This window comes from Wenzhouxiangella sp. YN9, assembly GCF_056324165.1.
On record NZ_JBJNIP010000107.1, the window covers coordinates 48105 to 60733 of the forward strand.

A 12629-nucleotide genomic window follows, 5' to 3' on the forward strand; every position below is an offset into this window, starting at 1 on the left:
GATTCCGGATTTCAGTCTTTACGCTCCTTCAGCGCCGCGGTGACGATTTCGCCGATGTCGGGCGACAGGCCCTTTTTGGCCGCCAACTTCTGGAGCTGTTCCTTCATCATTGCCGAGCGCTTGTCGTCAAAGGCGCGCCAGCGGTTGAAGCAGGTCGTCAGGCGGGCGCCGATCTGGGGGTTGATTTCGTCGAGCTTTTCGAGCACTTCGCCCACCAGCCGGTAGCCGGCGCCATCGGCGCGGTGGAAGGCCACCGGATTTCTCATCGCCAGCGCGCCAATCAGCGCGCGCAGCTTGTTGGGGTTGCTCAGCCGGAAGGCGGCGTGGCCCATCAGGCGGCGCACGTCGTCGACCACCGCCTCGTCGGCGCGCGTGGCCTGGACGGCAAACCACTTGTCCATGACCAGCGCATCATCGGCGAAGCGCTGCTCGAAGTCGGTCAGCGCTCGATCCGCGCCCTCGAGCCCGTTGTGAACCAGGGCGCGCAAGGCGGCGAGCCGGTCGGTCATGTTGTCGGCCCGGGCATAGTGATTCGAGGCCAGCTCGGCGGCCGACTCCGAGCCGGCGGCGGCCAGCAGGCCGAGTACCGCGTTGCGCAGGCGTCGGCGGGCGGCGTCCGGGCCATCGGGAGACCATTCATCGCTCGGCGCCAGGGCATCGAAGCGCTGCCGCAGCGCGCGCTCCAGGCGCTCGCCCAGCAGGCCGATCAATTCCTGCCGTGCAGCGTGGATGCCTTCAATATCGACCGGATCGCGATCCTGGGCGAGTTCGCCCACCGAGGGCAGGCTCAGCAGCTCGGCAGCCAGCGCGGGATCGGCATCCGAGCCGTCGAGCACGGCCGCCCAGGCCTCTATCAGCAGCTCGGCGTCGTGCCCGTCGCGGCCTTCGATCAGGTCGCCGAGCACGCGCAGGCTCAAATCGCGCATGGCGCGCCAGCGGCAAAACGGGTCGGGGTCGAAGCCGGCCAGGCGGGCCAGGTCGCGGCTGGCGTAGTCGTAATCGAACTTCACCGGGGCGGAGAAGTCCCGGAGCAGCGACGGCAGAGCGTCGGTCGGCAGATCGCGAAAGCGGAACTCGGTCTTGTCGTCGGTGAGTACCAGCAGGCGGGTTTCCGGGCCCTGCTCCGTTTCCCCGGCCAGGGTGACCGGCAGCGGGCGGTTGTCGGCGTCGAGAAAGCCGACCTTTACCGGAATCATCAGCGATCCGATGTCGCGGTTGTCCGGGTGCTCGGGCAGGCACTGCGAGAGGCTGAGTACCAGCTCGCCGGTTGCCTCGTCAAAGCGCGTGGCGGCCGCGACCGTGGGCGTGCCGACCTGGCGGTACCAGCGCTCGAACTGCTCGAGATCGCGCTCGTTGGCGTCGGCCATGGCGCGGCGGAAATCGTCGCAGGTTACCGCCTGCCCGTCATGGCGCTGGAAGTAGAGATCCAGGCCGCGGCGGAAACCGGCGCGGCCGAGCAGGGTTTCGTACATGCGCACCACCTGCGCGCCCTTTTCGTAGACCGTGGCGGTGTAGAAGTTGTTGATCTCGACGTAGCGCTCGGGCCGGACGGGGTGGGCCATCGGGCCGGTATCCTCGGGAAACTGGTGTGCCATCAGATCGGCGACGTCCTGGATACGCTTGACGCCGGCCGAGCGCTGGTCGGCGCTGAATTCCTGATCGCGGTAGACGGTCAGTCCTTCCTTGAGCGTGAGCTGGAACCAGTCGCGGCAGGTGACGCGGTTGCCGGTCCAGTTGTGGAAGTACTCATGCCCGATGACGGACTCGATGCCGGCATAGTCGGCGTCGGTGGCGGTTTCGCGGTCGGCCAGCACGTAGCGGGCGTTGAAGACGTTGAGGCTCTTGTTCTCCATCGCGCCCATGTTGAAATCGTGGGTGGCGACGACGTGGAAGATGTCGAGATCGTATTCCAGCCCGAAACGTTCCTCGTCCCAGGCCATGGCGCGCTTGAGGCTGTCCATGGCGTAGTCGAGCCGGTCGATGTTCTCCGGCTCGGAATGAAATTTCAGGGTCACTTCCCGGCCCGAGCGCGTGGTGAAGGTATCGCTCAGCTCGGCCAGATCGCCGGCGACGATGGCGAACAGGTAGCTGGGCTTGGGAAAGGGATCTTCCCAGACGGCGAAGTGCCGGCCGTCGTCGAGTTCGCCGGACTCGACGCAGTTGCCGTTGGACAGCAGAACGGGAAAGCGCTCACGATCGCCGGTGAGGCGCACGCGGTAGGTGGCCATCACGTCGGGGCGGTCGGGAAACCAGGTGATCTTGCGAAAGCCCTGCGCCTCGCACTGAGTCAGCAGCATGGAGCCGGATTGATACAGCCCTTCGAGCGCGGTATTGCGGTCGGGGTGGACGACTACCTCGATGCTGACCTCGGCGCGCTCAGGCACATTCTCGACGATCAGCATCCCGTCGCCGGCGCGCTCCTCGAACTGCGCCGGCTCGCCGTCAATCTCGACGCGCTTGGTTTCCAGGCCGGCACCCGACAGGGTCAGCGGTGCGGACTCGAGCTCACCGAGCTCACGATTGCGGCGCACCCGCATGCGGCTTTTTACGCGGGTTGCGGCGGCGTCCAGGTCGAAATCGAGCTCGACGTGCTCGACCCACCAGGCCGGCGGCCGGTAGTCCTGGCGCAAAACGGGGGTGCGGGGCTGGTCACCACGGGCTGACATGAGCGGGCTCCTGTTCGATCGGGCAAGTATCATGGGCGGATGCCTGTCGAATCCACGCTGACCCCGAAAGACGTTGTCCGCGCCCGGGAGCGGATCCGGTCGATGATCCGAACGACTCCGGTCATGACATCCGATGTGCTTGATGAAGTGACGGGCGCGCGCCTGTTTTTCAAGTGCGAGCACCTGCAGCACACCGGCTCGTTCAAGCTGCGCGGCGCCGGCCATGCGGTGTCGCTGCTGAACAGCGACTGCCCCGGCGTGGCCACGCATTCATCCGGAAACCACGGCGCAGCGCTGGCCTGTGCGGCCGCGCAGCGTGGCTTGCGCGCCGAGATTGCGATGCCCGAGGGTGCGGTGGCCGACAAGGTCGACAATGTTCGCCGCCACGGCGGCCGGGTTCATTTCTGCGAGCCCACGCAGGCCGGGCGCGAAGCGATGCTTGCCCGGCTGGTCGACACCGGCCTGGAACCGATTCCACCGTATGACGACGACCGCATCATCGCCGGCCAGGGCAGCGCGGCGCTGGAGCTGATCGAGCAGGTACCGGATCTCGACTGCATCGTCGCACCGGTGGGCGGCGGCGGGCTGGTGTCCAGCACGGCCCTGGCCGCACTGACAACCACGCGGCCACCGGAGGTGGTCGGCGTCGAGCCGGCCGGCGCCGACGATACCGCGCGTTCGCTGGCCGCCGGCCGCCGGGTTGCGGACCATCAACCCGACACCGTCGCCGACGGCCTGCGGGCGCTGGTGGGCGAGCGCAATCTCGATCTGATCCGGCGCCATGTCACCGCCGTGACTACGGTTTCCGAGGTGCAGATCCTGGCGGCGATGGAGCTGATCTGGGCACAGCTCAAACAGACCGCCGAGCCCTCGGGCGCGGTGGCCCTGGCCGGCATACTGACCGATCCGGAGCGATTTGCCGGCCGCCGTATCGGCGTGATCATCAGCGGCGGCAATCTGGACGTCGCCGCCTGCCTGGCGGCGCTGCGCTGAGCCGACGCGCTTGATCAAACCAGTCGCTCGCACTGCTATTGACCCGGCGGCTTGCGGCCGGGCGCTGCAAGCGTTTCCGTTAACGGTTTTCAATTCACTTTCCGTGTATTCCGTGTATTCCGTGTTTTCCTTGTTTTGCGTGGTTACAAGCCTTTTCCTGCGAGAAGAAAGCGGAAAGCGGCGTAGTCTGCGCCCCCCGAACTGGGGCCGGATATGGAAGCGACGCACAAAGGTTCGCGCGCTGGTATGCTGACGCCCCTTGCAATCAATGGAGAGGCCTGCCCGGATGGAGCTGTGGCTGTTACGTCATGCGCGCGCCTGCTCGGCTGCGCGCGACCAGAAGGATCAGGAGCGCCCGCTGACCGAGTCCGGTCGCGAAACCGCGCGCAAATTGGGGGAGTGGATTCAGCAGTCGGGTCTGGACGTTCCGTCGACCGTGCGTGTTTCTCCTGCGGTGCGCACCCGCGAAACGACGCAGCTGATGCTCGATGGGCTCGAAGGGCCCGAGCACATTGTCGAGCCGGACCTGTGGGAGGCGCTCGAGGAGGATCTGGTCGGCATTCTGAAAAAGCATCAGGACGCCGAATCACTGCTGCTGACCGGCCACAACCCCGGTTTCGAGTGGCTGGTGCAGTGGCTCACCAACCAGCGCCCGCGTCTGGGCATCCAGCCCGGCACGCTGGTCATCATCGATGCCGACATGCCACCCGCGCCCGGCTGCGGGCAAATCCGCACGCTGGTTCAGCCCAGCGACTTGACGTAGGCTTCCGCCAGCTTTTCCAGCCCGCGCTGATCGGCCTCGTCAAAGCGACCGCGCCGCGGGCTGTCGAGATCGAGCACGCCAATGACCTGGTCGTCGACAATCAGCGGCACCACCACTTCCGAGCGCGAAACCGGGTCGCAAGCGATGTGCCCCTCGAAAGCCTGAACGTCCTCGACGCGCTGCGTTGACCGGGTGGCCGCCGCCGTGCCGCACACGCCCTCGCCCATGGCGATGCGTACGCAGGCCGGCTGCCCCTGAAACGGGCCGACGATCAGCTCGTCGCCTTCGAGAAAATAGAAGCCGACCCAGTTGACCTCGGGCAGCGCGTGGTAGATCAGCGCGCTCAGGTTGGCGGCGTTGGCAATGCGGTGCTTCTGCCCGGACAGCAGCCCTTCGGCCTGCCGGGCCAGCTCATCATAGTTGACGCTCATTGTTGTCTCCTGAAGATCACGATTCGATTATTGGCCGGCATGGCAATTTCAGCCTCGGACGTCCAGCCACAGGATTCCGCTTCGCGGTGAACCTGCCCGATGTCGCGAAGGCCCATGGCCGGGTCGGTCGAGCCCAGCTGCTGATGGAAGCGTCGGTTGCTGTCCGTATCGAAGCGCTCGCCGTCGCGGAAGGGGCCGTAGATCACCAGCAGGCCGCCCGGGCGCACTCGCTCGGCTGCACGCTGGAGCAGCACCGGCGTGCACTCCCAGGGCATGATGTGCACGGTGTTGGCCGTGTACACGGCATCCCACGGACCATCAGGCCAGTCCCGGGTCGCCATCACGTCCAGCGCCAGCGGCGCCGGCAGATCGGGCGCCTCGGCGCTCAGGCGGGCGCGGATCGCGGGCAGGTTTTCAGACAGATCGCTGGCCTGCCAGGTCACTCCGGGCAGCAGGGAATGGAACCAGGCGGCGTGCTGGCCGCTGCCGGCGCCGATCTCGAGCACGCGCGCGTCGGGTTCGAGCCAGCGCTGCAGAACCTCGCCAATGGGCCGGCGGTTGCGCTCGGCCGCCGGAGAATGGGGCGGGCCCGAGCTCATGCAGATGCCGTGGCCTCGACGAGCCGGCGACGAAGATCGGCCACGCGCGCCTCCAGTGCCGCCCTGCCCGGATGGCGGCCTGCGGATACAAGCGTCTGGCCGCCGACCCGGACCTGATCGATCATGCCGGCGGCGTGCGCGAAGATGAAGCTGTCGAGCATCTCGGGCGCCGGCAAACCGGCGAGCAGCGAATGGGCGTCGTTCAGGACCACCAGATCGGCGCGCCGGCCCGGTTCGAGAGCGCCGGCCGGCTGCTCGAGCGCGGCGGCACCGCTGGCGGCCGCCTGCCGCCACAGCCCGGTGCCGACATGCTCGTCGGCGTCGCAGAGCACGTTGCGCTGGTGCAGGCGCAGCCGCTGCCCCCACTCGAGCAGGCGCAGCTCCTCGGCGGCCGACATTACCAGGTTGCTGTCGGAGCCGACGGCAACGCGGCCGCCATGATCGAGATATTCACGCACGGGAAACAGGCCGTCGCCGAGATCGGCCTCGGTGGTGGGGCAGATGCCTACCAGCGCCGAGCGTTCAGCCAGGGCCTGCATTTCGTCTTCGCTGGCGTGGGTGGCGTGAATCAGGCACCAGCGGCTGTCGATGTCGACGTGCTCAAGGAGCCAGTCGATCGGGCGTTGGTCGTGGTGCTTGAGGCAGCTCGCCACTTCCGCGGGCTGTTCGGAGATGTGCAGGTGAACCGGCCCCTCGCCGATGCCTTTCAGAAGCTGCGGCAGATCGCGCGCGTCGACGGCGCGCAGGGAATGCGGCGCCACGCCGATGCGCTGCAGGCCGCCGGCCTCGCGCTGGAGAGAGGTCACCAGCTCGACGATCTGCTCGAGCTCCATGCCGAAGGCCCGCTGGCGCTCGCCGAGCGGCTGGCGGCCAAAGCCGCCGTAGCGATACCAGACCGGCAGCAGGGTCAGGGCGCAGCCGGCCTGCTGAGCCGCGTCGAGCACCTGCCCGGCGGTCTGGGCAGGCTGCTGCCCGCCCAGGCCATGCGGATAGTGAAACTCGCCGGTGGTGGTGTAGCCGCCTTCGAGCAGCTCGATGAAGCCCCAGGCCGCCAGGGCGCGAAAATCTTCGCCTGTGAGCAGGCCGACGGCCTTGTACATGCGCTCGCGCCAGCTCCAGAAGCTGTCCTCCGCCCCGGCGCTGCGGCCGGTCAGGCCGGCAATCAGTCGCTGGTGAATATGCGAGTGGACGTTGACCATGCCCGGCAGCACCGGCCCGGACAGGCGCTCGGCGCCTTCGGCGCAGCCGGGGATGACCGAGGTGATGACGCCATTGGCGTCGATTTCCAGGGTGACGTCCTCACGCCAGCCCGTGGCCAGGAGAACCCGTGAACAGTACAGCCTTTGCGTCATGCCGGGCGCCATTGCGAGAGCGTATCGATGAGCTGCTTCAGCTGCGCGATCAGCGGAGCAGCGGCGGTCGGGTCCCAGTCTCGGGGTCGTGACTCGTCCATGTAGCAGGCCTGGGCAATCTCGAGCTGCAGCGCGTGTACGCCTGCCTCCGGACGACCGTAGTGACGGGTGATGAACCCGCCCTTGAAGCGGCCGTTGACCACGCTGGAGAACCCGCTTGCGCCGGCCAGCAAGTCGGCCGCCCGCTGTTGCAGTTCGGGGTCGCAACTCCGGCCTTCAAAGGTGCCCAGATTGAGGTCGGGCAACCGACCCTCGAACAGTCGGGGAATGGCGCTGCGGATCGAGTGCAGGTCAAGCAGCACCGCAAAGCCGTGGCGGCGGCGCAGGGCTTCGAGCTCGGCGGAGAGCTTGTGGTGGTAGGGCCGCCAATAGCGTTCGATGCGCGCGTCGACTTCTTCCTCGTCGGGCGGGCTTTCACCATAGACCGGTGAACCGTCGAAATTCACGGTAGGCACCAGGCCAGTGGTTGCGCCGGCATACAGCGGCTTGTCGTCGCTGCCGCGATTGAGGTCGATCACGTAGCGGGAATAACGGGCGCACAACACCGAGACTTCCGATCCGGCGGCTGCCTCGGCCAATCGATGCACATGCCAGTCGGTGTCGGGCAGCTCACGGCTGTTGCCACTCAGCCGGGAGGCCAGCTCTGGCGGCAGTTCGACACCCGCGTGGGGAACATTGACAAGCAGCGGCGTGCTGCCGGAACGGTCATCGTGAAGCATGCCGCCATTGTACTGCTTCCCGGCAAAAAGAAGGCCCGGCAGTGCCGGGCCTTGGGTTTCGTGGACAGATGGCCCCTCAGCCCCCTCAGGGCGTGCAAGGTGGTGAGACCCCGCTGGCGCTGGCATTGACGCCAGTAGCGACAAAAGTGCCCACCGGCGAGCCACTGGATGTGGTGAATGTACAGCGGCCCAGGCGCGGGAAGCCCTCGGAATCAGGATCACCGGTGCATTCCGTGAGCCCAACTTCTACGCGGGCGTTTGTCCTGCCGTCGGCGTCGGTCACGCCGGGGCCAGACGTCAGCTTCAGAGTACCGCCGTCGTCAGCGCTGCATTCGCCGACCAGGTCAACGCCAGGCATCGGATCGCCGCCGCTGGCCAGCAGAGTCAGCGTCAGGCTTACACTCACGACGCTATCACTCGGATCAGTGTAGCTGGACGGGCTGACCTGAAGCATGGCCGAGCCCGGTGGCACCACCTTGACGTCCGCCGTTGCGCTACCGGCGCTGAAGCGAATCAGTGACTCGTCACCTTCGGGCAGCATGCCGCTGGTGTTGACTTCGGTGACGGTGCAGCCGTTGCCGCTGGAGCCAGTCGGCATTTCGGTCGTGGCCGGCATGGCCCGTCCATCCAGCCTACCGCTGGCCGGGCCCTCGACCAGATCGCCGCGGATGAACACGTTGTTGATGGGCGCATTCAACGCGTCCGTGTAGCACAGCCGCACGGTGGTCGTCGAGTTGCCCTGAATTGACGAGGGCGTGGCCGACAGCTGCGCCGGCGCAATACCCGGGAAAGTCATCGCATGAACACGACCCACGGTCTTGTTGCCGCCGTCTTCGACCCGGTGGCCCTGCCCCCAGATCACCAACGGACGCCCCACGGCGCTGATGGGATAGGTCAGCTTGACCGATCCGCGTCCCTGGGTGCTCAGATTGGCCTGACTGTCGATTGCGCCGAAACGCGCGCGACCGATCACCCAGGGAATGACGAAGCTATCGTCGACGATGACACCGCTGCCGTTATTGGGATTGAAGTCCTCGGTGACCGTGACGGTGCGGTTGTCAACCACGCTGGCCACGGTTCGAGCGGCTTCGTGTTCGCGGTTGCCGGGAATATCCTTGCCCAGCAGCACCAGGGTGTCGCCCGGCTCCACTGCCTCGTCAACATCCGGCGCGCTGGGCAAGAAGCCGTCCGGCGGGTTCTGGGCGCTGAACAGATTGCCACCTTCCTCGGGATTGCCGTCGCTGCCTGAAAACACGAACTCACGCGGCAGCGTCTTCGTCAACGGCGCGTCGATCTTGCCAAAATCAATGGGCGTACCGGAAAGCACCGGATTGCCGGCCTGGTCCTTGCCTTGCGCGGTGACGGTCAGGGAATAGGTGCCGTCGGCGCTGGGCGGAATGACCACGCCCGTGTCCGGATCAATATCGGGCTCTTCATCAGTGATGATGGTGCCCACCGTATTATTGGCATGGATGGCACTGACCGAGGGGCTGACGATTTCGAGGCTGAACAGCCGGCCGTCGCCTACCTTGACCGTGGTTTCGGCGGTAATCGGGTCGAGCAAATCATTGTCGACGTTGTTGTCGGCCCGGTCGGCGGTCGCCGTGATCCTGTGGCCGCCGGTTTCCGTGGCGCCGTTGAGGGAGAAATTCACCACGCCATTGACTGACTGGACGTCAATCTCGCTGCCGCTGACCGACCCGGAAGCCCCCGTCCCGCTCAGCCGGGCCTGACTGTCGCCGGGGGCGTCGAGGGTCAGGGTCACGTTGTTGAATCCGGCACCACCGCCTTCGGGGTTGGGCACTGGGTTGCCGCCGGAGTCATCGACGAACAGAGTCATGTTCTTGCTCGTGCTGCCACCCGAGCCGGTAATGTAAATCGGGTCGGTAGGCACCGAGAAGTCAAGATTGGCCGGCAGAAAGTCTGCGGCGCCCTCGGCAATCTGGATTTCGAAGTCCTCGGAGAAGGTATCTCCGGTGGTGGCGTCCTGGGCCGATACGGTCACCGTCACCGGGCCCGGCTGCGTATCGCTGTGGACAAAGATGGTGGCCACGCCTGCCGCCATATTGACCGGGCCATTGCCCATCAATACGTAGAACTCGTTGATGTCTTCGGTTTCAGGATCATCCAGGGTGGAATAGGCTGCCCGACTCACCGGTGAGATGCCCACGGCAATCTTGCCGTCGGTGACGCTGCCGGCACTGCCATCGGCGTTGCGGTAGCGCACGGTAAGCTCGTTGATGAAGGGAGAGCCCATGAATATCTCCACGCCTTCGGTGTTGGGCGGCATGGTGCGGGCACCCGTGACCTGCAGCCGTCCCTCGGCACCCGGGTCCTCGATCACTTCGATCTCACGCGTGGCGGAAACCGTTCCGGCACCGCTGGGGTTGGCAGCAGAGGCGGTGAGCGTGACGCTGCCGGTGTTCGAGCGTGCGGTGAAGTTGAAATTGGCCTGGCCACCGCTGGTAGTGGTGCTGGCAGAAGCGCCCGAGGACTCACCCATCGCCGAAACGACGCCGCGATTGGCATTACTGGAGTTGAGGGTGACCTCGGTTCCGTCGGCCACGGCCGAGCCGTCGGCGGCACGAAAGCGTACCGTGACCTGAATGGAACTGTTGGTGGCCACCTGGCTGGACTCGACCGCAATACTCATGCTCGCCGAACCACCGTTATCGAAGCTGCCTGAAGAGCTGCCCCCGCAGGCCGCAAGCAGGGCAGTCGCTGCCAGAATGATTCCGTATCTGATTGTCTTCATGAATCTCAATCCCGAGTTTTTTGATGTGGTGTTCATCGCTGCTTTGTTCATGGCTGCTTTGTTCGTGGCTACGTTGCTGCGCTGCAGCATCAGTCAGCCGATACGCGCTCATCAAGAATGGACGGCGTCACGAAAATCAGGAGCTCCCGTTTGAGATCCTCGGTTCCACGCTGCCGGAACAGGCCTCCAAGGACCGGCACGTCGCCGAGAACCGGCACCTTCTGCTCCTGATAGGAGCGCTCCTCCTGGAAGATTCCGCCCAATACCACGGTCTGGCCGTTGTCGACCAGGATTCGCGTCGACAGCTCGCGGGTGTCGATCGAGGGAATGAAACCGCCGCGCCCGTTGGGGTAGAGCTCACCCACCGTGTCCTGCTTGACCTGAAGCTGGAGCTGAACACGGTTGTCCGGCGTGATCAGTGGCGTCGCGCGAAGCTCGAGGACGGCTTCCTTGAACTCGACGTTGATGGCGCCGGCCATGGAGCCACCCTGGGTTGATTCGTACGGAATCTCCACGCCCTGCAGCACATAGGCTTCAGCCTGGTTGGCGGTGATCACTCGCGGCGTGGAAATGATTTCGCCGCGGCCTTCGCTTTCCAGCGCGCTGAGTTCCAGATCGAGCAGCACATCGGCAGCAAGCACGCTGAAGCCAAGGCTTCCGGCCGGGTTGGCAACGGGCAGGTTGACGTTGAGGCGGTCGCTCAGGCTCGGTAGATCCACCGGCGTGCTCGAGCCGCTGCCCGAGCGGCGATTGGCCAGGCCATCGCGCACCATCTGATCGGTGCCTTCGTTGGTCGAGGCCATGGTGTAGAGGTTGCCGCGGGAATCCTGGCGCGCGCCGGTGACACCGAAGCGGACGCCGAGCTGGTGATTGAAGTCGCTGCGCGCAATGACAATGCGTGACTCGATGAGCACCTGACGAACCGGGCGATCGAGATCAGCAACCAGCTCCCGAACAGCATCGATGCGATCGGCCGTGTCGTTGACCAGCAGAGTATTGGTGCGCTGATCAATGGTGACCGAGCCCCTCGGCGAGAGCAGGCCGGTCGAGCCGCCGCCAGCCTCTTCGCCGGCACCACCCGAGGCCGACTGGATCAAGGCGGCCATCTCGCCGGCATCAGCGTAGCTCAGCGGGAGGATTGCCGTGCGCAGCGGCTCAAGCGTCTGGCGCTCGGCGCGGGCCTGCAGAATGGCCTGTTCACGCTGGGCAATCTCCTGGGTGGGCGCAATCCAGATGACGTTACCGGATTCGCGCATGTCGAGGTTCTTGGTCTCGAGCACGATATCAAGCGCCTGATCCCAGGGCACGTTGGTCAGGCGCAGCGTCAGATTGCCGCTGACCGAGTCCGAAACCACGATGTTGCGCTGCGACACATCGGCGATCAACGACAACACCGAGCGCACCGGAATATCCTGGAAGTGCAGCGACATGCGGTTGCCCTGATAGTCGCGATCCTCGAAGAATGTGAGCTCGCGATCCTGCGGCGTTTTCTCTTCCGGCTGACTGAGCTCGACCACGACCTGGCCGTCGGACTGGTAGGCGAGGTGCTCGTAGGCCCCGGCCACTTCAACATTCAGGCGCACATTGTCACCGCGCTGCTCCGGCGTGATCATCTGCGCCGGGGTGGCAAAGTCGGTGACGTCGAGGCGCTGGTAAAGATCATCGGGCAGTTCGCTGTTGAACAACACCACGCGCAGGCCGCCGGTCTGTTCGCTGACCGAGATATTGACTCCCGGACGGTTCATGTCGACAAACACCCGACTCTCACCATTCGCTCCGCGGCGAAAGTCGATGCCCGTTACCTCGAAATGTTCGGTGCTCGCCGACGAAGCGGTGCCCTCTGCGCTGGCCACGGCCGTGGCGGTGGTGCCGGCACCGCTGGACTGGACCGCCAGGGTGACACGACTGCCGCTGACCTCGACATCGTAGGGAGCGCTGCGAGCCATATCGACCACCAGGCGGGTACGCCCTCCGGCGCTCAGCGCCGTGTAGCTGCGCGCCGGGCCTGCACCGACCGGCACCCTGGAGGCATTCACGCGGGAGTTCGTGTCGGGCAGCTCAAGCACAATTCGCGGCGGCTGCTCGGTGGTGAATACAGATGGTTCGCCCGGCTCGCCGTCCAGCTCGAGTATGAAACGAACCTCGTCGGTTCCGCTCTCGACCTGGATATCGGTCAACTCCGTGGCCTGGGCCATGGAAACCATCCAGAACAGCCCGACCAGAAGCGTTAGCGCTTTGCTACTGCTGTTCATTGCCCATCTCCCGTTCATCGCCCATGAAGACTTGCTCAT

The 12629-nt window shown here is 65.6% G+C and carries 9 protein-coding genes; 2 read left to right on the forward strand and 7 right to left on the reverse strand.

Translation table 11 applies throughout. The annotated features are described in order from the left end of the window. Positions 1-11 precede the first annotated feature (11 nt). Entirely contained in the window at positions 12-2666 is a 2655-nt protein-coding gene (pepN, locus tag ACEWQ0_RS10060; protein WP_476485277.1) for an aminopeptidase N, read from the reverse strand. Positions 2667-2768: 102 nt separating this feature from the next. Between pepN and ACEWQ0_RS10065 the strand changes: the two genes are divergently transcribed. Together ACEWQ0_RS10065 and ACEWQ0_RS10070 are read left to right on the forward strand one after the other, a co-directional pair. Next, positions 2769-3659, forward strand: a complete 891-nt coding sequence (locus ACEWQ0_RS10065; RefSeq protein WP_476485278.1) for a threonine ammonia-lyase — start codon at positions 2769-2771, stop codon at positions 3657-3659. 268 nt (positions 3660-3927) lie between these two features. Further along, positions 3928-4422 (forward strand): SixA phosphatase family protein, encoded by a 495-nt coding sequence (locus ACEWQ0_RS10070; RefSeq protein ID WP_476481890.1) that lies wholly within the window; start codon positions 3928-3930, stop codon positions 4420-4422. Here the strand turns inward: ACEWQ0_RS10070 and ACEWQ0_RS10075 are convergent. From ACEWQ0_RS10075 to ACEWQ0_RS10100, 6 genes are all read right to left on the reverse strand, one after another. Beyond that, on the reverse strand, positions 4401-4853 hold the full coding sequence (locus ACEWQ0_RS10075) for a GAF domain-containing protein (RefSeq protein WP_476485279.1): 453 nt from the start codon (positions 4851-4853) through the stop codon (positions 4401-4403). The genes ACEWQ0_RS10070 and ACEWQ0_RS10075 overlap by 22 nt on opposite strands. Continuing rightward, complete coding sequence (locus ACEWQ0_RS10080; RefSeq protein WP_476485280.1) at positions 4850-5452, reverse strand: DUF938 domain-containing protein; 603 nt, start codon at positions 5450-5452, stop codon at positions 4850-4852. Before ACEWQ0_RS10080 ends, ACEWQ0_RS10075 begins: the two co-directional genes overlap by 4 nt. Continuing rightward, entirely contained in the window at positions 5449-6804 is a 1356-nt protein-coding gene (locus ACEWQ0_RS10085; protein WP_476485281.1) for a formimidoylglutamate deiminase, read from the reverse strand. Before ACEWQ0_RS10085 ends, ACEWQ0_RS10080 begins: the two co-directional genes overlap by 4 nt. After that, on the reverse strand, positions 6801-7583 hold the full coding sequence (hutG, locus tag ACEWQ0_RS10090) for an N-formylglutamate deformylase (RefSeq protein WP_476485282.1): 783 nt from the start codon (positions 7581-7583) through the stop codon (positions 6801-6803). The genes ACEWQ0_RS10085 and hutG overlap by 4 nt, the downstream gene beginning before the upstream one ends. 85 nt (positions 7584-7668) lie before the next feature. Then, complete coding sequence (locus ACEWQ0_RS10095; RefSeq protein ID WP_476485283.1) at positions 7669-10338, reverse strand: hypothetical protein; 2670 nt, start codon at positions 10336-10338, stop codon at positions 7669-7671. An 89-nt stretch (positions 10339-10427) separates the two neighbouring features. After that, a complete protein-coding gene (locus tag ACEWQ0_RS10100; RefSeq protein ID WP_476485284.1) occupies positions 10428-12590 on the reverse strand; it encodes a type IV pilus secretin PilQ in 2163 nt (720 codons plus the stop codon). Between the last annotated feature and the right edge of the window lie 39 nt (positions 12591-12629).